Source organism: Streptomyces sp. NPDC005752 (assembly GCF_040630715.1).
Classification (GTDB): domain Bacteria; phylum Actinomycetota; class Actinomycetes; order Streptomycetales; family Streptomycetaceae; genus Streptomyces.
On the sequence record NZ_JBEXYB010000029.1, the window covers coordinates 73,709 to 99,170 of the forward strand.

Annotated in this window: 20 protein-coding genes; 14 read left to right on the forward strand and 6 right to left on the reverse strand. The window is 69.9% G+C overall.

Going from position 1 to position 25,462, the window contains the following annotated elements; translation table 11 throughout:
* Positions 1-33: 33 nt before the first annotated feature.
* The 7 genes from ABZ441_RS23970 to ABZ441_RS24000 all read left to right on the forward strand — a co-directional run bounded on the left by ABZ441_RS23970 (position 34) and on the right by ABZ441_RS24000 (position 6,129).
* Positions 34-828 (forward strand): FtsQ-type POTRA domain-containing protein, encoded by a 795-nt coding sequence (locus ABZ441_RS23970; RefSeq protein ID WP_358977667.1) that lies wholly within the window; start codon positions 34-36, stop codon positions 826-828.
* A gap of 276 nt (positions 829-1,104) precedes the next feature.
* The gene (gene ftsZ, locus ABZ441_RS23975; RefSeq protein WP_358977669.1) at positions 1,105-2,319 is read left to right on the forward strand and encodes a cell division protein FtsZ; all 1,215 of its coding nucleotides are present in this window, start codon (positions 1,105-1,107) and stop codon (positions 2,317-2,319) included.
* A 17-nt stretch (positions 2,320-2,336) separates the two neighbouring features.
* Positions 2,337-3,071 (forward strand): peptidoglycan editing factor PgeF, encoded by a 735-nt coding sequence (pgeF, locus tag ABZ441_RS23980; protein WP_358977671.1) that lies wholly within the window; start codon positions 2,337-2,339, stop codon positions 3,069-3,071.
* A 3-nt stretch (positions 3,072-3,074) separates the two neighbouring features.
* Positions 3,075-3,794 carry a YggS family pyridoxal phosphate-dependent enzyme gene (locus ABZ441_RS23985; protein ID WP_358977673.1) on the forward strand — a complete coding sequence of 240 codons (720 nt, stop codon included), beginning with the start codon at positions 3,075-3,077 and terminating at the stop codon, positions 3,792-3,794.
* Positions 3,795-3,920: 126 nt separating this feature from the next.
* On the forward strand, positions 3,921-4,532 hold the full coding sequence (gene sepF / locus ABZ441_RS23990) for a cell division protein SepF (RefSeq protein ID WP_031098945.1): 612 nt from the start codon (positions 3,921-3,923) through the stop codon (positions 4,530-4,532).
* 69 nt (positions 4,533-4,601) lie between these two features.
* Positions 4,602-4,898, forward strand: a complete 297-nt coding sequence (locus ABZ441_RS23995) for a YggT family protein (protein ID WP_205019611.1) — start codon at positions 4,602-4,604, stop codon at positions 4,896-4,898.
* Between the two features lie 49 nt (positions 4,899-4,947).
* On the forward strand, positions 4,948-6,129 hold the full coding sequence (locus tag ABZ441_RS24000; protein WP_358977676.1) for a DivIVA domain-containing protein: 1,182 nt from the start codon (positions 4,948-4,950) through the stop codon (positions 6,127-6,129).
* A 437-nt stretch (positions 6,130-6,566) separates the two neighbouring features.
* Here ABZ441_RS24000 and ileS read toward each other — a convergent pair whose 3' ends face one another.
* Positions 6,567-9,716 carry an isoleucine--tRNA ligase gene (gene ileS / locus ABZ441_RS24005; RefSeq protein ID WP_358977678.1) on the reverse strand — a complete coding sequence of 1,050 codons (3,150 nt, stop codon included), beginning with the start codon at positions 9,714-9,716 and terminating at the stop codon, positions 6,567-6,569.
* Positions 9,717-10,292: 576 nt separating this feature from the next.
* Here ileS and ABZ441_RS24010 point away from each other — a divergent pair.
* From ABZ441_RS24010 to ABZ441_RS24030, 5 genes are all read left to right on the forward strand, one after another.
* Positions 10,293-11,066, forward strand: a complete 774-nt coding sequence (locus ABZ441_RS24010; protein WP_358977680.1) for a TraR/DksA C4-type zinc finger protein — start codon at positions 10,293-10,295, stop codon at positions 11,064-11,066.
* Between the two features lie 158 nt (positions 11,067-11,224).
* Entirely contained in the window at positions 11,225-11,839 is a 615-nt protein-coding gene (lspA, locus tag ABZ441_RS24015) for a signal peptidase II (RefSeq protein WP_358977682.1), read from the forward strand.
* Positions 11,840-11,862: 23 nt separating this feature from the next.
* Positions 11,863-12,804 carry an RluA family pseudouridine synthase gene (locus ABZ441_RS24020; protein ID WP_205019606.1) on the forward strand — a complete coding sequence of 314 codons (942 nt, stop codon included), beginning with the start codon at positions 11,863-11,865 and terminating at the stop codon, positions 12,802-12,804.
* Complete coding sequence (locus ABZ441_RS24025; RefSeq protein WP_358977685.1) at positions 12,801-13,277, forward strand: GNAT family N-acetyltransferase; 477 nt, start codon at positions 12,801-12,803, stop codon at positions 13,275-13,277. The genes ABZ441_RS24020 and ABZ441_RS24025 overlap by 4 nt, the downstream gene beginning before the upstream one ends.
* 110 nt (positions 13,278-13,387) lie before the next feature.
* A complete protein-coding gene (locus ABZ441_RS24030; protein ID WP_358977687.1) occupies positions 13,388-14,974 on the forward strand; it encodes a Na+/H+ antiporter in 1,587 nt (528 codons plus the stop codon).
* Between the two features lie 24 nt (positions 14,975-14,998).
* Here the strand turns inward: ABZ441_RS24030 and ABZ441_RS24035 are convergent, their stop codons facing one another.
* On the reverse strand, positions 14,999-16,141 hold the full coding sequence (locus ABZ441_RS24035; protein ID WP_358977689.1) for a mechanosensitive ion channel domain-containing protein: 1,143 nt from the start codon (positions 16,139-16,141) through the stop codon (positions 14,999-15,001).
* 45 nt (positions 16,142-16,186) lie between these two features.
* Between ABZ441_RS24035 and ABZ441_RS24040 the strand changes: the two genes are divergently transcribed.
* Complete coding sequence (locus ABZ441_RS24040) at positions 16,187-16,756, forward strand: dienelactone hydrolase family protein (RefSeq protein WP_358977691.1); 570 nt, start codon at positions 16,187-16,189, stop codon at positions 16,754-16,756.
* Between the two features lie 43 nt (positions 16,757-16,799).
* Here the strand turns inward: ABZ441_RS24040 and ABZ441_RS24045 are convergent, their stop codons facing one another.
* From ABZ441_RS24045 to ABZ441_RS24060, 4 genes are all read right to left on the reverse strand, one after another.
* Positions 16,800-18,467 (reverse strand): alkaline phosphatase D family protein, encoded by a 1,668-nt coding sequence (locus ABZ441_RS24045; RefSeq protein ID WP_358977693.1) that lies wholly within the window; start codon positions 18,465-18,467, stop codon positions 16,800-16,802.
* 135 nt (positions 18,468-18,602) lie between these two features.
* A complete protein-coding gene (locus ABZ441_RS24050) occupies positions 18,603-19,418 on the reverse strand; it encodes a thioredoxin domain-containing protein (protein ID WP_358977695.1) in 816 nt (271 codons plus the stop codon).
* A 51-nt stretch (positions 19,419-19,469) separates the two neighbouring features.
* Positions 19,470-20,189: a hypothetical protein gene (locus tag ABZ441_RS24055; RefSeq protein WP_358977697.1), complete on the reverse strand. Its 720-nt coding sequence runs from the start codon at positions 20,187-20,189 to the stop codon at positions 19,470-19,472.
* Between the two features lie 60 nt (positions 20,190-20,249).
* Complete coding sequence (locus tag ABZ441_RS24060) at positions 20,250-21,575, reverse strand: DUF2252 domain-containing protein (protein ID WP_358977699.1); 1,326 nt, start codon at positions 21,573-21,575, stop codon at positions 20,250-20,252.
* Between the two features lie 221 nt (positions 21,576-21,796).
* Between ABZ441_RS24060 and dnaE the strand changes: the two genes are divergently transcribed.
* Complete coding sequence (gene dnaE / locus ABZ441_RS24065) at positions 21,797-25,333, forward strand: DNA polymerase III subunit alpha (RefSeq protein ID WP_358977701.1); 3,537 nt, start codon at positions 21,797-21,799, stop codon at positions 25,331-25,333.
* The last annotated feature ends 129 nt before the right edge of the window (positions 25,334-25,462 follow it).

Below are 25,462 nucleotides of genomic sequence, written 5' to 3' on the forward strand. Positions count from 1 at the left end.
GGCGCGCGCCCCGGGTCCGGTGAAGGAGCGAGTGTGGCCGGACCGACGACCGCCCAGCGCGGCGAGGCCGGGCGGGCCGACACCCCGGCCCGCCCGCCGCACATCGGCCCCGAGGGGCGCCGGGTGACCGGCCGCATGCGGCTGCTGCTGGCCGCGTCCGGCCTGGTGCTGGCCGCGGCGGCCACGGTCTGGGTGCTCTACGGCTCGTCCTGGCTGAGGCTGGAGGGGGTGGCGGTCTCCGGTACCGACGTACTGACCCGGGGAGAGGTGGAGAGCGCCGCGGCGGCCCCGGTCGGGTCTCCGCTGATCTCCGTGGACACGGAGGCGATCGCGGACCGGTTGCGCCAGAAGTTGCCTCGTATCGACTCGGTGGATGTCGTACGGTCATGGCCGCACGGTGTCAGTCTTAAAGTGACCGAACGAAAGCCTGTCCTGTTGGTGGAAAAGGGCGAGAAGTTCATTGAAGTGGACGCAAAAGGTGTTCGCTTCGCAACCGTGGACAAAGCGCCCCCGCACGTGCCGCTCCTGGAGTTGACGCCCGACCGGTCGGCGAGCCTTCGCCGCTTCGGCGGTGACCGTCTGCTGCGGGAGGGGGTCCGGGTCGCGGGAGACCTGCCGGGCAAGGTGGCAGGGGAGACCGAGACCGTGCGGGTCACCTCGTACGACTCCGCGGTTCTGGAACTGACCCGTGGCCGCACGGTGATGTGGGGCAGTAGTGAGGAGGGGCCCGTGAAGGCGCGGGTGCTCACCGCTCTCATGAAGGCCTCGCCCAAAGCGGGACACTTCGACGTGAGTGCACCCACCGCCCCTGCGGTGTCGAAGAGTTGACGCACGTTTGGCCTGGCCAGCCCCCTGGTTGGTCAGCGCTACGGGTGATCACATAGGGTGAAAAGAAAAACGGGAGGTTCGGCGTGTTCGTTGAACGTGCGCCACTTGTCGACTTAGTGTCCTGTTCGGAAGAGTCCAAGAAGCAGACACACTGGTAACCCTGAACTTCAACGTCAGGGTTTGGGTCGGCATCCGGACCGACCCAATCGGCATCCGTCGTCGCGGCGGGACTACCGCGAAGCGACGACACGTAACTCGAGGCGAGAGGCCTTCGACGTGGCAGCACCGCAGAACTACCTCGCAGTCATCAAGGTCATCGGTGTCGGCGGCGGTGGTGTCAATGCCATCAACCGAATGATCGAGGTCGGTCTCAAGGGCGTCGAGTTCATCGCGATCAACACCGATGCGCAAGCACTGTTGATGAGCGACGCCGACGTCAAGCTCGACGTCGGCCGTGAACTCACCCGCGGCCTCGGCGCCGGGGCGAACCCGGCCGTCGGTCGTAAGGCGGCAGAGGACCACCGTGAGGAGATCGAGGAGGTCCTCAAGGGGGCCGACATGGTCTTCGTCACCGCCGGTGAAGGCGGCGGCACAGGCACCGGCGGAGCACCCGTCGTCGCCAACATCGCGCGCTCGCTCGGCGCCCTGACGATCGGTGTGGTCACCCGGCCGTTCACCTTCGAGGGCCGGCGGCGGGCGAACCAGGCGGAGGACGGCATCGCCGAGCTCCGCGAAGAGGTCGACACACTCATCGTCATCCCCAACGACCGGCTGCTGTCCATCTCGGACCGCCAGGTCAGCGTGCTCGACGCGTTCAAGTCGGCCGACCAGGTGCTGCTCTCGGGTGTCCAGGGCATCACCGACCTCATCACGACCCCCGGCCTGATCAACCTCGACTTCGCCGACGTCAAGTCGGTCATGTCCGAGGCCGGATCGGCGCTCATGGGGATCGGTTCCGCCCGCGGCGACGACCGCGCGGTGGCCGCCGCGGAGATGGCGATCTCCTCGCCGCTCCTGGAAGCGTCCATCGACGGCGCCCGCGGTGTCCTGCTCTCCATCTCCGGCGGCAGCGACCTCGGTCTCTTCGAGATCAACGAGGCCGCGCAGCTGGTGAGTGAGGCGGCCCACCCCGAGGCCAACATCATCTTCGGCGCGGTCATCGACGACGCGCTGGGCGACGAGGTGCGGGTCACCGTCATCGCCGCGGGCTTCGACGGCGGACAGCCGCCGGCCCGCCGGGAGAACGTCCTCGGAGCGGGAGCCGGCAAGCGCGAGGAGCCGGCCCCTCCGGCCCGCACCTCGGAACCGGCGCGCCAGACCGGCGGGCTGGGCTCCGTGCCCCCGCGCGAGGAGCCCCAGGCGCCTGTCGATCCGGCGCCGGTGGCGAGCGAGGCCGTGCAGCCGCCGGTCTCCCCGCCGCACGTCCCGACGGCCCGTCCCTACCAGGACACCCAGGCCGAAGAGCTGGACGTACCGGATTTCTTGAAGTGATAGGTCCGCAGCACGCGGTGAAAGCCGCGGAGTCTTCGGCGGGCGGCGCCCATTTCGCCTTCACCGACAGGTGGGGCGGAGTGAGCGCCGTTCCGTACGAGGAGCTCAACCTCGGCGGCGCGGTCGGTGACGACCCCGCCGCCGTCCGCACGAACCGTGCGCGCGCCGCCCGTTCCCTCGGTCTCGACCCGGCCCTCGTGGTCTGGATGAACCAGGTGCACGGGCGTGACGTCGCCGTGGTCGACGGTCCCTGGGGCGCGACCTCGGGCATTCCCGCCGTGGACGCGGTGGTGACGGCGCGCCGCGGGCTCCCGCTCGCGGTGCTCACCGCCGACTGCACACCCGTGCTGCTGGCCGATCCCGCGGCCGGCGTGATCGCGGCCGCCCACGCGGGACGGCCCGGTCTGGTGGCGGGAGTCGTACCGGCCACGATCGAGGCCATGGTCGCGCTCGGCGCCGTACCCTCACGAATCGTCGCGCACACCGGACCGGCCGTCTGCGGACGGTGCTACGAGGTTCCGGACGAGATGCGCGCGGAGGTCGCCGGGGCCGTCCCTGCCTCGTGGTCGGAGACCAGCTGGGGAACGCCCGCGGTGGACGTCACGGCCGGAGTCCACGCCCAGCTCGACGAGCTCGGCGTCGCGGACCGGCACGCCTCGCCGTTCTGCACCCTGGAATCCGGCGACCACTTCTCGTACCGCCGCGACCGCACCACGGGACGGCTCGCCGGATATGTCTGGTTGGACGGATAGGGCATGACGGATCGCAGGGCTCAACTCGCGGCAAACCTGGCACAGGTGGAGGAACGCATCGCTTCGGCGTGCGCCTCGTCCGGCCGCGAGCGTGAAGAAGTGACTCTCGTCGTGGTCACCAAGACCTACCCCGCGAGTGATGTGCGCATGCTGCACGAACTCGGTGTGCGTCAGGTCGCGGAGAACCGTGACCAGGACGCGGCCCCCAAAGCCGCGGCTTGTGCGGATCTGTCGCTCACATGGCACTTTGTCGGACAGTTGCAGACCAACAAGGTCCGCTCGGTGGCCGGTTATGCCGATGTGGTGCAGTCGGTGGACCGGGTGAAGCTGGTCACCGCGCTCTCGGCCGCGGCGGTCAGGGGCGAGCGTGAGCTCGGCTGTCTGATCCAGGTCGCCCTCGACGCCGAGAGCGGCGAGCGTGGCGACCGGGGTGGCGTCGCACCGGACATGATCGAGGAGTTGGCCGCGTCGGTCGAAGCGGCGGAGGGGCTCAGGCTCGACGGCCTGATGACCGTCGCGCCGCTCGCCGGTCCTTACGCCGGCCGGCAACGGGCCGCGTTCGACCGCTTGATGGAATTCTCGTCGCGCCTGCGCCGGAACCATCCGGCTGCGAACATGGTCTCTGCTGGGATGAGCGCGGATCTCGAGGACGCGGTTGCGGCCGGGGCGACACATGTACGCGTCGGTACGGCGGTACTCGGAGTCCGACCCCGGCTCGGGTAACGTCGCGAAGCAAGTCGGACCACAGCAGAAAATATGGTCATTCCCGCTCTTGCGGACTGGCCGGAGTGGATCTCGGGCACTTGGTGACACGAATGCCGATCCACCACAGAGCGGAGGACTCGGAGCATGGCCGGCGCGATGCGCAAGATGGCGGTCTACCTCGGCCTCGTGGAGGACGATGGGTACGACGGTCCGGGGTTCGACCCCGACGACGAATTCGAACCCGAGCCGGAGCCCGAGCGCGACCGGCGGCGGCATCAGCCCGCGCATCCGGTGGAGCGGGAACGGGACGAACCGGTGCGATCGGTACAACCGCCTGCACCGCGGGAGCCGGTTCAGCTCCCGGCGGAAAGCGGACGACCCGCCCGAATCGCACCCGTGGCATCCATCACACCTGACCGCCCGAACATGGAGAAGAACGCACCGGTGATCATGCCCAAGGTCGTGTCCGAGCGTGAGCCCTACCGGATCACCACGCTGCACCCCAGGACCTACAACGAGGCCCGTACCATCGGGGAACACTTCCGTGAGGGCACTCCGGTGATCATGAATCTCACGGAGATGGACGACACGGACGCGAAGCGACTTGTCGACTTTGCCGCGGGACTCGTCTTCGGTCTTCATGGCAGCATTGAACGTGTGACGCAGAAGGTGTTCCTGTTGTCGCCTGCTAACGTCGATGTCACGGCGGAGGACAAGGCCCGTATCGCAGAGGGCGGGTTCTTCAACCAGAGCTGAGAACACCGGGAACAACACCGGCCGTGAGGCCGGGGGCTGCAAGAGCCAGGGGAGAGGGAACCGCGGGACATGGGCGTCGCACTGGATGTGGTCTATATCGCGCTGATGTGTTTCCTCATCGTGCTGATCTTCCGGCTGGTCATGGACTACGTCTTCCAGTTCGCACGTTCATGGCAGCCAGGCAAGGCGATGATGGTCGTTCTCGAGGGCACTTACACTGTCACCGACCCGCCGCTGAAGCTTCTGCGGCGGTTCATACCGCCGTTGCGCCTCGGGGGCGTGGCACTTGACCTGTCCTTCTTCGTTCTGATGATCATCGTCTACATTCTGCTCAACCTCGTGGGCAAGCTTGCGAGCAGCGTGTGAACGATACGGTCTTGCCGACTGCCGACGACTACGTAGAGGTGAAGAAGAGATGCCGCTGACCCCTGAGGACGTGCGGAACAAGCAGTTCACGACCGTCCGTCTCCGAGAGGGCTATGACGAGGACGAGGTCGATGCCTTCCTCGACGAGGTCGAGTCGGAGCTGACACGCCTGCTCCGTGAGAACGAGGATCTGCGCGCCAAGCTGGCTGCCGCCACGCGAGCGGCCGCGCAGAACCAGCAGCAGCAGGGAATGCGCAAACCCCCGGAGCAGCAGGACCGGCCAGGGGCCCCGGTGCCCGCCGCCATATCGGGTCCGCCGGTGCAGCAGCAGCCCCCGCAGATGGGTCCCCCCCAGCTGCCCGGTGGCGCTCCGCAGCTGCCTGCCGGTCCCAGCGGCCATGGTCCTCAGGGCGGCCACGGTCCCGGTCCGCAGGGCCCGCACGGCCCCGGCCCGATGCAGGGCGGCCCGATGGGCGGCCCCATGGGCGGTCACGCTCCGCAGCAGCAGCAGCAGCAGCAGCAGCAGCAGCAACAGCAGATGCAGCAGCAGATGCAGCAACAGCAGATGCAGCAGCAGCAGATGCAGCAGCCCGGTCAGGGCCCCGGTGGCGACAGTGCCGCCCGTGTCCTGTCGCTCGCCCAGCAGACCGCTGACCAGGCGATCGCGGAGGCCCGCTCCGAGGCCAACAAGATCGTCGGTGAGGCGCGCAGCCGTGCCGAGGGTCTCGAGCGCGACGCGCGTGCCAAGGCGGACGCTCTGGAGCGGGACGCGCAGGAGAAGCACCGCGTGGCGATGGGCTCGCTGGAGTCGGCCCGCGCGACGCTGGAGCGCAAGGTCGAGGACCTGCGTGGCTTCGAGCGCGAGTACCGGACCCGTCTGAAGTCCTACCTGGAGAGCCAGCTGCGTCAGCTGGAGACCCAGTCCGACGACTCGCTGGCTCCGCCGCGCACCCCTGCCGCAGCCTCGCTGCCGCCGTCGCCCTCGCTGGCTCCGGCCGGTGCGGGTGCGATGGGGCACACCATGGGCGGCAACCACGGTGGTCACGGCGGCCAGCAGATGGGCAGCGGCAACCAGTCGATGGGCGGTGGCCCGTCGTACGGTGGCGGCCAGCAGCAGATGTCGCCCGCGATGACGCAGCCGATGGCGCCGGTGCGGCCGCAGGCGCCGCAGCCGATGCAGCAGGCGCCGTCGCCGATGCGTGGGTTCCTGATCGACGAGGACGACAACTGAGCGGTTCGCGCTCGCTGAGCGCGTAGCCGTCGGCAGGCTGAGGGCCGGGCCCCGGGGTTTTCCCCGGGGCCCGGCCCTTTTGCCTGCTCTGCGCGCGGGGGCGGTGCTCTCAGGGGAGGGGAAGCGTGGAGGAGCCACCGGGCGTGCGCCGGCGGGCAGGGCGAGCATGCGGCAAGGCGCGCCGGTGGGCAGGAGCAGGCCGGGTGGGCAGAAGGCGGCCGGGCCGGCGGACGTGCGCCGCCGCAGGTGAGCTGAAGTGGGCGACGGACCCGAGCTTCGTGAGCTGGGCCTCCGGTCCGGGCGGGGCGGGAGTGGTCAGGCGGGCCTGGTTCGGCTGCCGACGGAACAGAACGGGTCCGCCTCGGCCGGGAGCGGCTGGGAAAGCGTGAGAGGCCCGCCCGTCCAACCGGACGGGCGGGCCTCTCAGGTGGGGCGGGTCAGCCTTCCGTCCTGCGGAGGTGGAAGGTGAGGGACAGGCCCTCGTCGTCGAACGCGGTCCCGTACGTGTCGTCCGCCTCGCCCTGCGCGTAGTCCAGGGCCAGGACCTCGTCCGCGATCAGGGTCGCGTGCTCGGTCAGGGCCTCGGCCGTCGCGGGGGATGCCGACGTCCAGCGGACCGCGATCCGGTCCGCCACGTCCAGGCCGCTGTTCTTGCGTGCCTCCTGGATCAGCCGGATCGCGTCACGGGCCAGCCCGGCCGCCCGCAGCTCCGGAGTGATCTCCAGGTCCAGGGCGACCGTCGCGCCCGCGTCGGACGCCACCGACCAGCCCTCGCGCGGTGTCTCCGTGATGATGACCTCGTCGGGGGCCAGGGTGACCCGCTCGCCGTCCACCTCGACCGACGCCGTGCCCTCGCGCAGGGCCAGGGAGAGCGCGGCCGCGTCGGCGTTCGCGACGGCCTTGGCCACTGCCTGGACGCCCTTGCCGAACCGCTTGCCCAGCGCGCGGAAGTTCGCCTTCGCCGTGGTGTCGACCAGGGAGCCGCCGACCTCCGAGAGGGAGGCGAGGGAGGAGACGTTCAGCTCCTCGGTGATCTGGGCGCGCAGTTCGGGCGTGAGTGACTCGAAGCCCGAGGCGGCGACCAGGGCCCGCGACAGCGGCTGCCTGGTCTTGACGCCCGACTCGGCACGCGTGGCCCGGCCCAGCTCGACCAGGCGGCGTACGAGGGCCATCTGCGAGGAGAGGGCCGGGTCGACCGACGCCGGGTCGGCCTTCGGCCACGTCGACAGGTGCACCGACTCGGGGGCATCCGGGGCGACCGGGACGATCAGGTCCTGCCAGACCCGCTCCGTGATGAACGGGGTCAGCGGAGCCATCAACCGCGTGACCGTCTCCACGACCTCGTGCAGCGTGCGCAGCGCCGCCTTGTCGCCCTGCCAGAAGCGGCGGCGCGAGCGGCGGACGTACCAGTTGGACAGGTCGTCGACGAAGGCGGAGAGCAGCTTGCCGGCGCGCTGGGTGTCGTATCCCTCCAGCGCCTTGGTGACCTCGTCCACCAGGGTGCCGAGCTCGCTCAGCAGCCAGCGGTCCAGGACCGTGCGGTCCGCCGGGGCCGGGTCGGCCGCGGACGGCGCCCAGCCCGACGTACGGGCGTACAGGGCCTGGAAGGCCACCGTGTTCCAGTAGGTCAGGAGCGTCTTGCGGACGACCTCCTGGATGGTGCCGTGGCCCACCCGGCGTGCCGCCCAGGGGGAGCCGCCCGCCGCCATGAACCAGCGCACCGCGTCGGCGCCGTGCTGGTCCATGAGGGGGATGGGCTGGAGGATGTTGCCCAGGTGCTTGGACATCTTCCGGCCGTCCTCGGCGAGGATGTGGCCCAGGCAGACCACGTTCTCGTAACTGGACTTGTCGAAGACGAGCGTGCCGACCGCCATCAGCGTGTAGAACCAGCCGCGGGTCTGGTCGATGGCCTCCGAGATGAACTGCGCCGGGTACCGGCTCTCGAAGACCTCCTTGTTCTTGTACGGGTAGCCCCACTGCGCGAACGGCATCGAACCCGAGTCGTACCAGGCGTCGATGACCTCGGGGACGCGGTACGCCTCCAGTTGGCAGTTCTCGTGCGAGCAGGTGAACGTGATCTCGTCGATGAACGGCCGGTGCGGGTCCAGGTCCGACTGGTCGGCGCCAGTCAGCTCGGTGAGCTCGGCACGCGAGCCCACGCAGGTGAGGTGGTCGTCCTCGCAGCGCCAGATCGGCAGCGGGGTGCCCCAGTAACGGTTGCGGGACAGTGCCCAGTCGACGTTGTTGTTCAGCCAGTCGCCGAAACGGCCGTGCTTGACCGAGTCCGGGAACCAGTTGGTCTTCTCGTTCTCCTGAAGGAGCCGGTCCTTGACCGCCGTCGTGCGGATGTACCAGGAGGGCTGCGCGTAGTACAGGAGCGCCGTGTGGCAGCGCCAGCAGTGCGGGTAGCTGTGCTCGTACGGGACGTGGCGGAAGAGCTTGCCGCGCGCCGCCAGGTCCTCGGTGAGGGCCTCGTCGGCCTTCTTGAAGAAGACGCCGCCGACCAGCGGGAGGTCCTCCTCGAAGGTGCCGTCGGGGCGGACCGGGTTGACGACCGGCAGGCCGTACGAGCGGCAGACGACGAGGTCGTCGGCGCCGAAGGCGGGGGACTGGTGGACCAGACCCGTACCGTCCTCCGTCGTGACGTACTCGGCGTTGACGACGTAGTGCGCCTCGGAGGGGAACTCGACCAGCTGGAAGGGGCGTTCGTAGCTCCAGCGCTCCATCTCGCGGCCGGTGAAGGTCTCGCCGGTGAGCTCCCAGCCCTCGCCCAGCGCCTTCTCGACCAGCGGCCGGGCCACGAGCAGCTTCTCCTCGCCGTCCGTCGCGACGACATAGGACACGTCGGGGTGTGCGGCGACGGCGGTGTTGGAGACCAGGGTCCAGGGGGTCGTCGTCCAGACCAGCAGCGCGGCCTCGCCGGCCAGCGGGCCGCTCGTCAGCGGGAAGCGCACGAAGACCGAGGGGTCGACGACCGTTTCGTACCCCTGGGCGAGCTCGTGGTCCGAGAGGCCGGTGCCGCAGCGCGGGCACCAGGGGGCGACGCGGTGGTCCTGGACCAGCAGGTCCTTGTTGAAGATCTCCTTCAGCGACCACCACACGGAGTCGACGTACTCCGGGTCCATCGTGCGGTAGGCGTCGTCGAGATCGACCCAGTACCCCATGCGGGTCGTGAGCTCGGTGAACGCGTCGGTGTGACGGGTGACGGACTCACGGCACTTCGCGTTGAACTCGGCGATGCCGTAGGCCTCGATGTCCTTCTTGCCGTTGAAGCCCAGCTCCTTCTCCACCGCGAGCTCCACCGGCAGGCCGTGGCAGTCCCAGCCGGCCTTGCGGCCGACGTGGTAGCCCTGCATGGTGCGGAAGCGGGGGAAGACGTCCTTGAAGACGCGGGCCTCGATGTGGTGGGCCCCGGGCATGCCGTTGGCGGTCGGCGGTCCCTCGTAGAAGACCCACTCGGGGCGGCCCTCGGACTCTTCGAGGCTCTTGGCGAAGACCTTGCTGTCGCGCCAGAAGTCGAGCACGGCGTGCTCGAGGGCGGGCAGGTCGACCTGGGCGGGTACCTGGCGGTACTGCGGCGATGTCATGTGCGGGCTTCCTCCGGCGGACGTCTTCCACTTCCGTCGGAGGGACGAGAACCGGATCGGCTCCCGCGGTACCACCCTCCTTGACCCCGGGCACGCGCCCGCGGCCCCCTCATTGGGGCAGCGATGCCGGGTCTAGTGACCTTGAGCCCGTGGGCGGAGCCCACTGGCCAAGGCTTTCTTCCGGCGGCTCCGGGGTGATCTTCACGGCGCGCTCGCCCCCGGGCTTCCACCGTCCCCGGGTCGCTCCTGGCTGCGTACGACGCTACTCGTCCCGTCGATGCCTCTCGCTGCGGCCAGTGTACGGGCCCGTACGGGCGACGGCCGACCGGTTTTAGGGCCGGCCGGCACAGGGGAGGGGCTGCACCCGAATGGCCAGTCGGGACGGACGGAGTCCCGGAGGGCGGGCGGGGGCGGATTACAGGGCGGGGAGCTGGGCACAACGGTTGCAGGCACGCCGCTGCCCGGCCGCGGGATGAGACGAACCGGCGGCGTGCCCCGTTGCCGCGGGGCTGGGGTCGATTTATCGTCCCAGCACGATTCGCGTGCAAGATCACAATATGTGAAGGGGCCGCGGCCATGGTGGCGAAGAAGAGCGCCGTATCGAGAACGGCGTCCGAAGGATCCACGGCTGCGGCTGCCGAGGACGGGACGGGGAGCGGGGGCAAGGAGCCGACCGGGAAGCCGGCGAGGAAGGCGGCCGCCGGGAAGAAGGCGGCGGCACATCCGCCGGAGCCGGGGCAGGCAGGTCGACAACCGGCCCACGACGGGCCGGCGAAGAAGAGCACAGCAAGGAAGGCGTCGAAGAAGGCGCCGAAGAAGGCCACGGGGGCGGCCCCGGCCGCCGAGCAGACAGGAGCCCACACGGTGGTAGCCAAGAAGAGCGCGGCCCGGACCACGGACGCGGGAGAGGGCACCGCGGTCCCGACCGCCAGGGCCGGTGTCGCGACGGCACCCGGAGACCTGGCGGTCAGGCCGGGGGAGGACCCCTGGACCCCGGAGGAGGTCGACGCGGCTCGCACCGAGCTGACCGGTGAGGTCCAGCGGCTGCGCACGGAGCTCGAGGCGTCCGGCGAGGCACTGGCCGGGCTGATGCGTGACTCCGGTGACGGGGCCGGCGACGACGACGCGGACACCGGCACGAAGAACATCACCAGGGAGCACGAGCTGTCCCTGGCGGCCCACGCCCAGGAGACCCTGGACCAGACCGAGCGCGCCCTCGCCCGGCTCGACGCGGGGACCTACGGCCTCTGCGAGGTCTGCGGGAAGCCGATCGGCAAGGCGCGGATGCAGGCCTTCCCCCGGGCCACGCTGTGCGTGGAGGACAAGCAGAAGCAGGAGCGGCGCGGCTGAGGCCCGCAGGGATCAGGCCCGGACCAGGCGGTACGGAACCGGAACGGGCCTGATCCGGGGGACGGGGCGGCGGTCCGGGAAGCCGGGGCTGAGGCCCCCGGATCACAGGGTGTGTCGTACCCTCGTCCTCAGTCATGCACCTAGGTCGAGGGACTCACGTGACAGAGTCGGAGCGCATCATCGGTACGCCGGATATCCCTGATGCCGAGGGGGCCGACGGGGCTGAGCCCCAGCAGCCCGCCGGGGGCCCGATCCCGGCGGCGAGCGACGAGCCGGGCAGCGGCCGGGGCAGGAAGAAGGTCCTGGTACTCCTCGGTGTGGCCGTCCTGGCCTACGTCCTGGACCTGGTCAGCAAGATGATCGTGGTCGCGAAGCTGGAGCACGAGGAGCCCATCGAGATCTTCGGCGACTGGCTGAAGTTCGACGCGATCCGCAACGCGGGCGCCGCCTTCGGGATCGGCGAGGCATTCACCGTGATCTTCACGGCCATCGCGGCCGTCGTGATCGTCGTCATCATCCGGCTCGCCCGCAAGCTCTACAGCCTGCCCTGGGCCATTGCGCTGGGCCTGCTGCTCGGTGGAGCGCTCGGCAACCTCACCGACCGCATCTTCCGTGCGCCCGGCGTCTTCAAGGGTGCGGTGGTCGACTTCATCGCCCCGGCACACTTCGCCGTCTTCAACCTCGCCGATTCCGCGATCGTGTGCGGCGGAATTCTCATCGTGATCCTTTCCTTCAAGGGCCTGGACCCCGACGGCACCGTGCACAAGGACTAGTGGGCGCAAGGCATACTCGACTGGTGAGTACGTATCCCGAGGTCCGCACCCTGCCCGTACCCGACGGCCTGGAGGGCGAGCGTGTCGACGCCGCCATCTCCCGGATGTTCGGTTTCTCCCGCACCAAGGCCGCCGAGCTGGCCGCAGCCGGGAAGGTCCAGGTGGACGGTGCGGTGGCCGGGAAGTCCGAGCGGGTGCACGGCGGTGCCTGGCTCGAAGTGGAGATGCCCCAGGCACCCGCTCCGGTCCAGATCGTCGCCGCGCCCGTCGAGGGCATGGAGATCGTCCATGACGACGACGACATCGTCGTCATCATGAAGCCGGTCGGCGTCGCCGCCCACCCCAGCCCCGGCTGGACCGGCACCACCGTCATCGGCGGCCTCGCCGCGGCCGGCTACCGCATCTCGACGTCGGGTGCGGCCGAGCGGCAGGGCATCGTGCACCGCCTGGACGTCGGCACCTCCGGCCTGATGGTCGTGGCCAAGTCCGAGCGGGCCTACACGCTGCTCAAGGCACAGTTCCGCGACCGGGTCGTCGAGAAGAAGTACCACGCGCTGGTGCAGGGCCACCCGGACCCGATGAGCGGCACCATCGACGCCCCCATCGGCCGTCACCCGCAGCACGACTACAAGTGGGCCGTCACCGCCGAGGGCAAGCCCTCCGTGACGCACTACGACCTCGTCGAGGCATACCGGGCGGCCAGTCTGCTCGACATCAAGCTGGAGACCGGGCGCACGCACCAGATCCGCGTGCACATGTCCGCCCACCGCCACCCCTGCGTCGGCGACCTGACCTACGGGGCCGACCCCACGCTGGCCAAGCGCCTCGGCCTGACCCGGCAGTGGCTGCACGCGGTGCGCCTCGGATTCGAGCACCCCGCCGACGGCAGCTGGGTCGAGTTCGCCAGCACCTACCCGGACGACCTCCGGCTGGCCCTGGAGACGATCGCGGCGGAGAGCGAATGACTCCCGGGCCCGCCGAGTACGGCACCCGCAGGGCCCTGGAGGAGAGCGACCTCGCGGCCTGCTTCCAGGTGCGCAAGGAAGTCTTCGTGGGCGAGCAGCAGGTGCCCGAGGAGATCGAGTACGACACCCACGACGCCACCGCCGTGCACGTCCTCGCCGTCACAGCGGACGGTTCCGCGCTCGGTACGGGACGACTGCTGCACGGTGAGGCCGCTGCGGACAGGACCGGCGGCGACACGACCGTCGGCTCGCTCGGCCGCCTCGCGGTGACCCGCGAGGCACGAGGGCTCGGCGTCGGGGCGGCGCTCGTCCGCGCCATCGAGGACGAGGCCCGCGCGCTGGGCCTGGCCTCGGTGGACCTGCACGCCCAGACACACGCGCTCGGCTTCTACGAGCGGCTCGGCTACCGGGCGTACGGCCCCGAGTTCTCCGACGCCGACATGCCGCACCGGGCCATGCGCCGCGCGCTCTGACAGGGCGGTCGGCAGCCGGTGCCGCGGGGCAGCCGGTGCCGCGTGGCAGTCTGGGGCCCTGACCGGCTGATCAACGGGCCCGGGGCCCGGCGCCCTGCGGAAGGCACAACGTGGACCAGATGGCACTCCTGCTCCTGCTTCTTCTCGGAGCGGTGGTCACGGTGCCGCTGGGGGAGCGGCTCGGTCTGCCCGCACCGGTGCTGATGACGCTCGCCGGCATCGGCATGGCCTTCGCGAGCTTCGTGCCCGACGTCGACATCCCGCCGGAGATCATCCTTCCCGCCCTGCTGCCCCCGCTGCTGTACGCCTCGGTGCAGCGCACCTCCTGGCGCCAGTTCGCGGCCAACAAGCGGCCGATCTTCCTGCTGGCGGTGGCCCTCGTCTTCGTCACGACGGCGGCCGTCGCCGCGGTCGCCGACGCGATCGTCCCCGGGCTGCCCATCGCCGCGGCAGTGGCGCTGGGCGCACTCGTCGCCCCGCCCGACCCCGTCGCCGCCACGGCGGTCGCCGGCTCGATCGGCCTGCCGCGCAGACTCGTCTCGATCCTGGAGGGCGAGGGCCTGTTCAACGACGTCACGGCCATCGTCCTGTACCACGTGGCGATCGCCGCGGCCGTCAGCGGCACCTTCTCGCTCCCCGAGGCGTTCGGGCTCCTCGTCCTCTCTGCGGTCGTCGCCGTCGTGGTCGGCCTGCTGCTCGGCTGGCTGACGATCAAGCTGATGGGACTGCTGGGCGACGCCACCCTCCAGGTCGGCCTGACCCTGCTGGTGCCCTTCGTCAGCTACGTGCTCGCCGAGGAGCTGATGGGCTCCGGGGTGCTCGCGGTCCTCACCACGGCACTCTTCCTCGCCGAGCACACCGCGGACGCCGACGACGTACTCGGGCGGCTCACCGGCCGGTCGTTCTGGGAGATCGTCGATACCCTCGTGACCGGTGTCGCCTTCGGCCTCATCGGGCTCGAGCTGCACAGCGTCTTCGGTACCGCCGACGGCCGTGAGCTGGAACTCGTGGGGTGGGGTCTGGCGGTCGTCGCCGTCGTCGTCGGCGTACGGCTCCTGTGGCTGCTGCCCGCGACCTGGCTCGCCAAGCGGCTGCACACCCGCCGCGACTACAGCGAGGAGATCCCCACCAGCTGGCGGGAGACCGTCGTCATGTGGTGGGCGGGGATGCGCGGGGTCGCCTCGGTGGCGCTGGCCCTGGCGATTCCGCTGGAGACGGACGACGGGAAGCCCTTCCCCGGCCGGGACGAGATCGTCTTCATCGCCTTCGCCGTCATCATGGCCACCCTCGTCTTCCAGGGCCTGACCCTGCCGTGGCTCGTACGCAGGCTCGGGGTGCGGGCGGACACGGACGCCGAGCAGGCCCTGGAGCGGGAACTCGCGATCCGGGCGGCCAAGGCGGCCAAGCACCGTCTCAAGGAGATCGAGGACACCGAGGACCTCCCCGAGGACGTCCTGGAGCGGCTGCAGCGCGCGGCGTACGACATCGGGGCGCGGATCAGCCCCGGCATGGTCGACGAGGAGCGGCGCGAGGCCTACGCCCAGCGCGCCGAGCGGTTCAAGGCGGTCTCCCGGGTCCAGCGCGAGCTGCTGTCGGCCGCCCGCCACGAGGTGCTCTCGGCCCGCAGCGAGCCCGGCTCGGACCCGGAGGTCGTCGACCGGGTGCTGCGCTACCTGGACGTCCGCAGCCTGCACTGACCCGTCCGGCCCGCTCAGGGACGTTCAGCCGCGCCCGGTGCGGGGGGCCTTGTCCAGGGCCGGTGCCTGCCCGTCGGACGGTGTCACGCCGGAGGCCCCGCCCGTCAGTTCCCGCCAGTGGTCGCCGGGAGGCAGAGCCGCGGGCGACGTCACGACCCGGGGCAGCGCGTACGGATGGTGGTCCCGGAGCCAGCCGATCATCTGCTCCCGCACGGCGCAGCGCACCGTCCAGATGTCGTCCGCGTCCTTGGCGGTGACCACCGCCCGCACCTCCATCGTCGTGGGGGTGCTGTCCGTGACGGCCAGGGACCAGCCGCGGCCGTCCCAAGCGGCGCACTCGCCGAGGATGTCGCGCAGCCGGTCACGCATCGCCGCGACCGGGGCCGAGTGGTCGAGCTGGAGGAAGACGGTGCCGGTCATCTGCACCCCGCCGCGCGACCAGTTCTCGAACGGCTTGCTCGTGAAGTAGGACACCGGCATGGTGATCCGCCGTTCGTCCCAGGTGCGCACCGCGAGGAAGGTGAGGGTGATCTCCTCCACGGTGCCCCACTCGCCGTCCACCACCACGGTGTCGCCGATCCGGACCATGTCGCCGAAGGCGATCTGGAAGCCGGCGAAGAGATTGCCCAGAGTCGACTGGGCGGCGACACCGGCGACGATGCCGACCACACCGGCGGAGGCCAGCATCGAGGTGCCGACGGCGCGCATCGCCGGGAACGTCAGCAGCATCGCCGCGATCGCGACCGTCGCCACCACCGCGGTGACCACACGCTGGATGAGCGTGACCTGGGTCCGGACCCGGCGTACGCGGGCGGGATCGCGGGTGGACGTCGCATAGCGGGCGTACGAGGACTGCACGACGGTGGCCGCGACGCGGATGACCAACCAGGCCGACGCCGCGATCAGCACCAGGGTCAGGATCTGGCCGATCCCCGCCCGGTGGTCCTTCACGACGTCGAGGCGGAGCTGATCGAAGCTGGCCCTCAGCAGCGCCGTGCAGAGCACCACCTGGAGAGGCGGACGGCAGAGCCTGAGCAGGCCCCACACCGGAGTCTCGTGGTGACGGCCGTCGGCGCGCCGTAGCAGCAGATCGACCAGCCAGCCCACGGCCAGCGTGATCAACAGCGATCCGCCCACGACCAGCAGCGGTCGCAGTACGTTCTCCATTCCCTCGTCCTCCAAGCGTCGGGGCACAGCTGGCACCATGGCCTCATGAACATCATGCTTTTCCACTCGACCTTTGGTCTGCGGCCCGCTGTGCACGCGGCTGCCGACCGGCTGCGTGCGGCCGGGCACGAGGTGCGCGTGCCCGATCTCTTCGAGGGGCACACCTTTGACACCGTCGAGGAGGGAATGGCCTTCAAGGAGCAGGTGGGCAAGGACGAACTGCTCAAGCGCGCCGTCCTGGCAGCCGCGCCCTACTCCGACCAGGGCCTCGTCTACGCGGGATTCTCGTTCGGGGCGTCGGTCGCGCAGACCCTCGCACTGGGTGACGCGAAGGCCCGCGGGCTGCTGCTGCTCCACGGCACCTCGGACATCGCCGAGAACGCCTCGGTCGACGAACTGCCTGTGCAACTGCACGTGGCGGACCCCGACCCGTTCGAGTCGCACGACTGGCTGACCAGCTGGTACCTCCAGATGCAGCGGACCGGTGCGGACGTCGAGGTCTACCGCTACCCAGGTGCCGGGCACCTGTTCACGGACGCGGAGCTGCCCGACTTCGACCAGGACGCGGCCGAGCTGACCTGGAAGGTGTCGCTGGGCTTCCTCGCCACGCTCTAGCCACGGGACGGGCCGCGCACCCGGGGAGCGCGGCCCGCGCGGGTCAGCGCACCGGGGCGTCGGCCCTCTCGGCCCGCTGGGTTCCGCTCCGCGTGCGGTACGAGCGGACCCAGGACGCCGTCGCCTCCCTGCTCGTCTTGTCGGAGACCGCGTAGTAGTCCATCTGCGACCGCTCGGCCGTCACGTCCAGGACGCCGTAGCCGTGCGAGTCCATGTCGATCCACTTCACGTGGCGGTTGGCGGCCTTGACCGCCGTCTCCGCGACCACCGAGACGGTCCGGGGAGCTACCCGCAGGATGTCGTCCAGATTGTCGGACGTGACCGACGTCACCACGAACTCCGTGGCCGCCGACGCGGACAGCGGATAGGTCGCCGCCTTCACGGGGACGTCGTTGGCCCACGCCATGTGGATGTCCCCCGTCAAGAACACGGTGTCGGTGATTCCCCGGTCCCGCAGATGGGAGATCAGCTCCTTGCGGTCGTCCGTGTAGCCGTCCCACTGGTCGACGTTGACCGCCAGGCCCTCCGCCGGCAGCCCCAGCAGCTCCGCCAGCGGCGCCAGCAGGTGGGCCGGCAGCGCTCCGAAGGCGACGGGCGAGATCATCACCGAGGTACCGACCAGCTTCCAGCGGGCATCCGACGCGGTCAGTCCCGCCTTCAGCCAGTCCAGTTGCGCCCGTCCGGTGATCGAGCGCTCCGGGTCGTCGACGGCGCCGTTGCCGATCGAGGCCTGCTCGGAGCGGAAGCTGCGCAGGTCGAGCAGGTGGAGCTCCGCCAGGCTGCCGAAGCTCAGACGCCGGTAGACCGTGCCCTCCGTGGAGGCACGGACCGGCATCCACTCGAAGTACGCCTGCTTCGCCGCGGCCACCCGGGACGCCCAGGAACCCTCCGCGTCGGCGGTGTGGTTCTCGGCCCCCTGCGACCAGGCGTCGTTGGCGAACTCGTGGTCGTCCCAGATCGCGATCACCGGATGGGCGGCGTGCAGCGCCTGGAGGTCCGCGTCCGTCTTGTACGTGGCGTGCCGCAGGCGGTAGTCGGCGAGGGTGAGGATCTCGTGCAGCGGGGCGTGCGGGCGTACGACGGTGTCCTGGGTCGGGTAACTGCCCGACGCGTACTCGTAGATGTAGTCGCCCAGGTGCAGGACCGCGTCCAGATCGGCGCGGGCCGCGAGATGGCGGTACGGGGAGAACCAGCCGGCTTCCCAGTTCGCGCAGGACACCACGCCGAAGCGGATGCCGGGGACGGCCGCCCCGGCTGCGGGCGCCGTGCGGGTACGGCCGACGGGGGAGACGGCGCCGTGCCCGCCCTCGGAGCCGCCGGGTGCCGCCGAGAAGCGGAACCAGTACGCCGTCGCCGGCCGCAGCCCTCGTACGTCGGCCTTGACGGTGTGGTCGGATCCGGCCCGCGCGACCGCCGTGCCTCGGGCGGCGACCCTGGAGAAGGCCCTGTCCTCGGCGATCTCCCAGACCACCGGTGTGTCTTCGCCGAGCCCCGAGCCGGGCAGGGCGTCCGGCGCGGGGGTGACACGGGTCCACAGGAGCACGCCGTCGGGCAGGGGGTCGCCGGAGGCGACGCCGTGCAGGAAGGCGGGGCCGTCGGCGGCGCGGGCTCCGGTGGCGGTGGCGGCGAGCACGGGGCCGGCGACCGCGGTGGCGGCGGCGGCCTTGACGACCGTGCGGCGGGTGGGTGCGGAGAGCTGTCGTCTGGTCACGGACGATCACCCTACTGGCGGGTAGAGCGAACAGGCGGGCGAACAGAGGAAGTTCGCCCGCCTGTTGGCCGGATGACGCCTGGAGTACCCACCCGGCCGCGAGTTCTCCTGTCATGCCGGGTCCGCAGGTGCGGATCAGCCCTTCAGCGCCTTGGTGACCGCCGTGTTGAAGTCGGCCACCGTCATGGGCGCGTTCTCGCTGCCCTCGGCGGTGAGCGTCTTGCCGTCCATCTTGAGGGTCGGCGTGCCCTGGACCCCGCTCTTGTCGAACGCCTTCGACATCTTGATCGCCCAGGCGTCGAACGTGCCGTCCTCGACGTTCTTCTGGAAGGCCGTGTTGCCCTTCAGCGCGTCCACCGAGTCCGCCACCTCGATCAGGTAGCTGTCCTTGGCGAACTTGTCGTTCGTCTCCTCGGGGTGGTACTTCGCGGAGTACAGCGCGGTCTTGTACTCCAGGAAGGCCTCCGGGCTCACATCGAGCGCCGCGCCCAGCGCGCTCAGGGCGTTCTTGGAGCCCTCGCCGCTGTCCGAGTTGTCGATGAAGGTCGCGCCGACGTACTTGATCTTGTACTTGCCGGCGTCGACGTCCTTGGCCACGGTCTCGCCGACCGTCTGCTCGAACGTGGCGCAGATCGGGCAGCGCGAGTCCTCGTACAGCTCCAGGGTCTTCTTGGCGCTCGACTCGCCGACCACGACGGTGGTGCCGTCGTCGCCCGAGGTGTTCTTGGGCGCGGTGACGTTCTTCGCGTCCGCCGCCGCCTCCCAGGCGGAGGGCTTGTTCAGCTGCATCACGCCGTAGCTGACAGCGCCGGCGACCGCCAGCACGGCGACGACGGAGACGCCGACGACGATCTGCTTGCGCGCCTTGTCCTTCTTGGCCTGGCGCTCGCGCTCCACGCGCAGACGCTCACGGGCGGCGGACTTGTTGGCCTGGCTGTTGCGATTGCTCATGAGGATGCTCCGTAGAAGTGGGGTGGCTCGAAAAGGGGACCGACCGCGTACTCAGGCAGGGGTGAAGGCCGAGCGCGGTGGGCCCCTCCGTCCCACGGAGTGCACCAGGAAGCGGGCCGGGGCGAGCGGGTGCGGGCGTCCGGCGTGCCGGGCGTCGGGCTGCACGCGGCGCCGCGCGCCGCCCGCCACGGCGACCGCGACGAGCAGCGGCCTGAAGGCGAAGGCTGCCGCGGCACGCAGCAGCCCCGAGAGCGCCGCCTCACCGCGCCGTAGCCAGGCGGCGGCCAGCAGGCCCACCGTCACGTGCGCGGCCAGCAGCAGCCACGGGACGGCGGGCCCCGGCGAGGCCAGCAGTGCGGCGGCGTGGTCTCCCTCGGAGGTCACCCCGGCCAGTGGGGTGCCGACCGCGGCCACACCGGAGAGGCCGTGCGCCCCGGAGGCACCGCCGCAGAGCACGTCGACGCCCACGGAGCGCAGCGGACCCGCTATCGGGCCGCCCGCCGCCCCGTAACAGAGGTGCTGGCCGGTGGTGAACACGGTGTCGGCGGCCAGTTCCAGCGGAACCAGCAGCCCGGCGATCGCCCCGAAACCGCGTTCACGGCCCGCCAGCGCGAACGCCACGGCGAAGACGGCCCCGGCGAGCAGCGCGACGGCGGTCAGCGGCAGCGGGACCCGGGAGAGCAGCACATGGGACGCGGACGAGAGCGTGACGACGAGCGCGGTGAACAGCGCCGCGCGTACCGCTCTCATCTGCGTCCCTGATACGTCCATCGCCGGAGAGTGTGTCATGCGTACCTGTAGGCGAGCCCTAAGGATCCGCCGCAGCAGGGCCTACAGGCCCGGGATGCGGCCGTTGCGGAAGAGGTCGACGAAGATCTGGTGGTCGGTGCGGGTGCGGGCACCGTAGCTGTGCGCGAAGTCGACCAGCAGGCCGGCGAAGCCCTCCTCGTCGGCCGCGATGGCCGCGTCGATCGCCCGCTCCGTGGAGAACGGCACCAGCGAATGCCCGCTCTCGTCGTCCGCCGCCGAGTGCATCGTCGCCGTGGCCCGGCCGAGATCGGCGACCACCGCCGCGATCTCCTCCGGCTCGTCGATGTCGGACCAGTCCAGATCGACCGCGTACGGAGACACCTCGGCGACCAGCTGGCCCGACCCGTCCAGCTCGGTCCAGCCCAGCCACGGGTCGGCGTGTGCCTGGAGCGCGCGCTGGGAGATCACCGTGCGGTGCCCCTCGTGCTGGAAGTAGTCCCGCACGGCGGCGTCGGTGATGTGCCGGGACACCGCCGGGGTCTGTGCCTGCTTGATGTAGATCACCACATCGTTCTCCAGGGCGTCGCTGTTGCCCTCCAGGAGGATGTTGTACGAGGGCAGGCCGGCCGAGCCGATGCCGATGCCCCGGCGCCCGACGACGTCCTTGACCCGGTAGGAGTCGGGTCGCGTCAGGCTCGACTCCGGCAGCGTCTCCAGGTACCCGTCGAACGCGGCGAGCACCTTGTACCGCGTCGCGGCGTCCAGGTCGATCGCGCCGCCGCCGGCGGAGAACCGGCGCTCGAAGTCCCGGATCTCCGTCATCGAGTCCAGCAGGCCGAAGCGGGTCAGGGCCCGGGCGTCACGCAGCGCGCCCAGGAGCGGGCCCTCGGCGGTGTCCAGGGTGAAGGGCGGCACCTCGTCGTTCTTGGCACCGGTCGCCAGGGCGTGGATCCGCTCGCGGTAGGCGTCCGCGAAGACCCGGACGAGCTCGGAGATCTGCTCGTCGCCCAGCGCCTTCGCGTAACCGATCAGGGCGACGGAGGCGGCGAAACGCTTGAGGTCCCAGGTGAAGGGGCCGACGTAGGCCTCGTCGAAGTCGTTGACGTTGAACACGAGCCGGCCGTTGGCGTCCATGTAGGTGCCGAAGTTCTCGGCGTGCAGGTCACCGTGGATCCACACCCGGCTGGTCCGCTCGTCCAGATACGGGCCGCCGCGCTGCTCACGCTCCAGATCGGCGTAGAACAGGCCCGCGGAGCCCCGGTAGAACGCGAAGGCGGAGCCCGCCATCTTGCGGAACTTCACCCTGAACGCCGCGGGGTCGGCGGCCAGGAGCTCCCCGAAGGCGGTGTCGAAAACGGCGAGAATCTGCTCCCCGCGCTGATCCTCGCGGGTCTGCGTGTCCGACATCGCTGGGTGCCTCCTGGTACATGGCGTGCATGACAAATGGGACGGGCGTCCCCGCCCTTCCAACGCGCGACCGTACCCCGGAGTGCCCGTCGCCGGTGACCTCCAGGACGTAGACTTCCACGCTGTCCCCCCAACCCGTCATCTCCCACCCGTCGCCCCACCACCACCCCTCAGCGAGGCGCTTCGCGCCGCCCTGAAGACCGCCCCGGAGGCACAGCGCCGTGAGCAAGCCGCCCTTCACGCACCTGCACGTCCACACCCAGTACTCGCTGCTGGACGGTGCCGCGCGGCTCAAGGACATGTTCGAGGCGTGCAACGACATGGGCATGTCGCACATCGCGATGACCGACCACGGCAACCTCCACGGGGCGTACGACTTCTTCCACTCGGCCCAGAAGGCCGGAGTGACGCCGATCATCGGGATCGAGGCGTACGTCGCCCCCGAGTCGCGCAAGCACAAGCGCAAGATCCAGTGGGGCCAGCCGCACCAGAAGCGCGACGACGTCTCGGGTTCGGGCGGTTACACCCACAAGACGATCTGGGCGGCCGACAGCACCGGGCTGCACAACCTCTTCAAGCTCTCCTCGGACGCGTACGCCGAGGGCTGGCTGCAGAAGTGGCCGCGGATGGACAAGGAGACCATCTCCCAGTGGTCCGAGGGCCTCATCGCCTCCACCGGGTGCCCCTCGGGCGAGGTGCAGACCCGGCTGCGGCTCGGCCAGTTCGACGAGGCGGTCCAGGCGGCCTCCGACTACAAGGACATCTTCGGTGAGGGCCGGTACTTCCTGGAGCTGATGGACCACGGCATCGAGATCGAGCGCCGGGTCCGCGACGGACTCCTGGAGATCGGCCGGAAGGTCGGCATCCCGCCGCTCGTCACGAACGACTCGCACTACACCTACGCCAACGAGGCGACCGCGCACGACGCCCTGCTCTGCATCCAGACCGGAAAGAACCTCTCCGACCCGGACCGCTTCCGCTTCGACGGCACCGGCTACTACCTCAAGACGACGGACGAGATGTACGGAGTCGACTCCTCCGACGCCTGGCAGGAGGGCTGCGCCAACACCCTCCTCGTCGCGCAGCAGATCGACACCGCGGGCATGTTCGAGAAGCGCGACCTGATGCCGAAGTTCGACATCCCGGAGGGCTTCACCGAGATCACCTGGTTCCAGGAGGAGGTCCGGGTCGGCATGGGCCGCCGTTACCCCGGAGGCGTCCCCGAGGACCGGCAGAAGCAGGCCGAGTACGAGATGGACATCATCATCCAGATGGGGTTCCCGGGGTACTTCCTCGTCGTCGCCGACTTCATCATGTGGGCCAAGAACAACGGCATCGCGGTGGGCCCCGGCCGTGGTTCCGCCGCCGGCTCGATCGTCGCGTACGCCATGGGCATCACCGACCTCGACCCGATCACGCACGGGCTGATCTTCGAGCGGTTCCTCAACCCCGAGCGCGTCTCCATGCCCGACGTCGACATCGACTTCGACGAGCGCAGGCGCGTCGAGGTGATCCGCTACGTGACCGAGAAGTACGGCGCCGACAAGGTCGCCATGATCGGCACCTACGGCAAGATCAAGGCGAAGAACGCGATCAAGGACTCCGCCCGCGTCCTCGGCTACCCCTACGCGATGGGCGACCGGCTCACCAAGGCCATGCCCGCCGACGTCCTCGGCAAGGGCATCGACCTCAACGGCATCACCGACCCGAAGCACCCGCGCTACAGCGAGGCGGGCGAGATCCGGGGGATGTACGAGAACGAGCCGGACGTCCAGAAGGTCATCGACACCGCGAAGGGCGTGGAGGGCCTCGTCCGGCAGATGGGTGTCCACGCGGCTGGCGTGATCATGTCCAGCGAGCCCATCGTCGACCACGCGCCGATCTGGGTGAGGCACACCGACGGCGTCACCATCACACAGTGGGACTACCCCCAGTGCGAGTCCCTCGGCCTGCTGAAGATGGACTTCCTGGGCCTGCGCAACCTGACGATCATGGACGACGCCATCAAGATGGTGAAGGCCAACAAGGGCGTCGACCTGGAGATGCTCTCCCTGCCGCTGGACGACCCCAAGACCTACGAGCTGCTGTGCCGCGGTGACACGCTCGGGGTGTTCCAGTTCGACGGCGGGCCCATGCGGTCGCTGCTCCGCCAGATGCAGCCCGACAACTTCGAGGACATCTCCGCCGTCTCGGCCCTCTACCGGCCGGGTCCCATGGGAATGAACTCCCACACGAACTACGCCGAGCGCAAGAACGCCCGGCAGGAGATCACCCCGATCCACCCGGAGCTGGAGGAGCCCCTCAAGGAGGTCCTCGGGCTCACCTACGGCCTGATCGTGTACCAGGAGCAGGTCCAGAAGGCCGCCCAGATCGTCGCCGGGTACTCGCTCGGTGAGGCCGACATCCTCCGCCGCGTGATGGGCAAGAAGAAGGCCGACGAGCTGGCGAAGAACTTCGTCCTCTTCGAGGCCGGAGCCAAGAAGAACGGCTTCTCCGACGCGGCGATCAAGGCGCTCTGGGACGTCCTGGTCCCCTTCGCCGGATACGCGTTCAACAAGGCGCACTCCTCCGCCTACGGCCTGGTCACCTACTGGACCGCCTACCTCAAGGCGAACTACCCCGCCGAGTACATGGCGGCCCTGCTGACGTCCGTCAAGGACGACAAGGACAAGTCCGCGGTCTACCTCAACGAGTGCCGGCGCATGGGCATCAAGGTGCTCCCGCCGAACGTCAACGAGTCCGAGTCGAACTTCGCCGCCCAGGGCGACGACGTGATCCTCTTCGGACTGACGGCCGTCCGCAACGTCGGCCAGAACGTCGTCGACTCGATCATCCGGTGCCGCAAGGCGAAGGGGAAGTACTCCACGTTCCCCGACTTCCTCGACAAGGTCGAGGCGGTCGTCTGCAACAAGCGCACCGTCGAATCCCTCATCAAGGCCGGCGCCTTCGACGAGATGGGACACACCCGCAAGGGGCTCGTCGCCCACCACGAGCCGATGATCGACAACGTGGTGCAGGTCAAGCGCAAGGAGGCCGAGGGACAGTTCGACCTCTTCGGCGGCGGCGAGGAGGCCGACGGCGAGCCGGGCTTCGGGCTCGACGTGGAGTTCTCCGACATCGAGTGGGAGAAGTCCTACCTGCTCGCGCAGGAGCGCGAGATGCTCGGCCTGTACGTCTCCGACCACCCGCTCTTCGGCCTGGAGCACGTCTTGTCCGACAAGTCGGACGCGGCGATCTCGCAGCTCACCGGCGGCGAGCACTCCGACGGCGCGATCGTCACCGTGGGCGGCATCATCTCCGGCCTCCAGCGCAAGATGACCAAGCAGGGCAACGCCTGGGCCATCGCGACCGTGGAGGACCTCGCGGGTTCCATCGAGTGCATGTTCTTCCCCGCGACCTACCAACTGGTCTCCACCCAGCTCGTCGAGGACACCGTCGTCTTCGTCAAGGGACGCCTCGACAAGCGCGAGGACGTGCCGCGCCTCGTCGCCATGGAGATGCAGGTCCCCGACATCTCCAACGCCGGGTCCAACGCACCCGTCATCCTGACGATCCCCACGGTGAGGGTCACTCCGCCCATGGTCAGCCGGCTCGGCGAGGTCCTCAGCAGCCACCGGGGCGACACCGAGGTGCGCATCAGGCTCCAGGGCCCCCGCAAGACCACCGTGCTCCGGCTCGACCGGCACCGCGTCAAGCCGGACCCCGCACTCTTCGGTGACCTGAAGGTGCTGCTCGGCCCGTCCTGCCTCGCCGGCTGACGGACTCCACCGCACGCACGAGAGGGGCGCCCCGAACGCGATTGAGGGCCCGTGACCCTACTGTGATCTTGGTCGCTTCGGTGATCAAATCGAAACATCCGAACGGCCGCGCTCGTCCCACTCGGTGAG

Excerpts from the sequence above, each read along its gene's own strand:
- ABZ441_RS23985 (WP_358977673.1), top strand. The coding sequence starts at position 3,075 with ATGACGGATCGCAGGGCTCAACTCGCGGCAAACCTGGCACAGGTGGAG.
- sepF (WP_031098945.1), top strand. The coding sequence starts at position 3,921 with ATGGCCGGCGCGATGCGCAAGATGGCGGTCTACCTCGGCCTCGTGGAG.
- ABZ441_RS23995 (WP_205019611.1), top strand. The coding sequence starts at position 4,602 with ATGGGCGTCGCACTGGATGTGGTCTATATCGCGCTGATGTGTTTCCTC.
- ABZ441_RS24000 (WP_358977676.1), top strand. The coding sequence starts at position 4,948 with ATGCCGCTGACCCCTGAGGACGTGCGGAACAAGCAGTTCACGACCGTC.
- ileS (WP_358977678.1), bottom strand. The coding sequence starts at position 9,716 with ATGACATCGCCGCAGTACCGCCAGGTACCCGCCCAGGTCGACCTGCCC.
- ABZ441_RS24010 (WP_358977680.1), top strand. The coding sequence starts at position 10,293 with ATGGTGGCGAAGAAGAGCGCCGTATCGAGAACGGCGTCCGAAGGATCC.
- ABZ441_RS24025 (WP_358977685.1), top strand. The coding sequence starts at position 12,801 with ATGACTCCCGGGCCCGCCGAGTACGGCACCCGCAGGGCCCTGGAGGAG.
- ABZ441_RS24035 (WP_358977689.1), bottom strand. The coding sequence starts at position 16,141 with ATGGAGAACGTACTGCGACCGCTGCTGGTCGTGGGCGGATCGCTGTTG.
- ABZ441_RS24040 (WP_358977691.1), top strand. The coding sequence starts at position 16,187 with ATGAACATCATGCTTTTCCACTCGACCTTTGGTCTGCGGCCCGCTGTG.
- ABZ441_RS24050 (WP_358977695.1), bottom strand. The coding sequence starts at position 19,418 with ATGAGCAATCGCAACAGCCAGGCCAACAAGTCCGCCGCCCGTGAGCGT.
- ABZ441_RS24055 (WP_358977697.1), bottom strand. The coding sequence starts at position 20,189 with ATGGACGTATCAGGGACGCAGATGAGAGCGGTACGCGCGGCGCTGTTC.
- ABZ441_RS24060 (WP_358977699.1), bottom strand. The coding sequence starts at position 21,575 with ATGTCGGACACGCAGACCCGCGAGGATCAGCGCGGGGAGCAGATTCTC.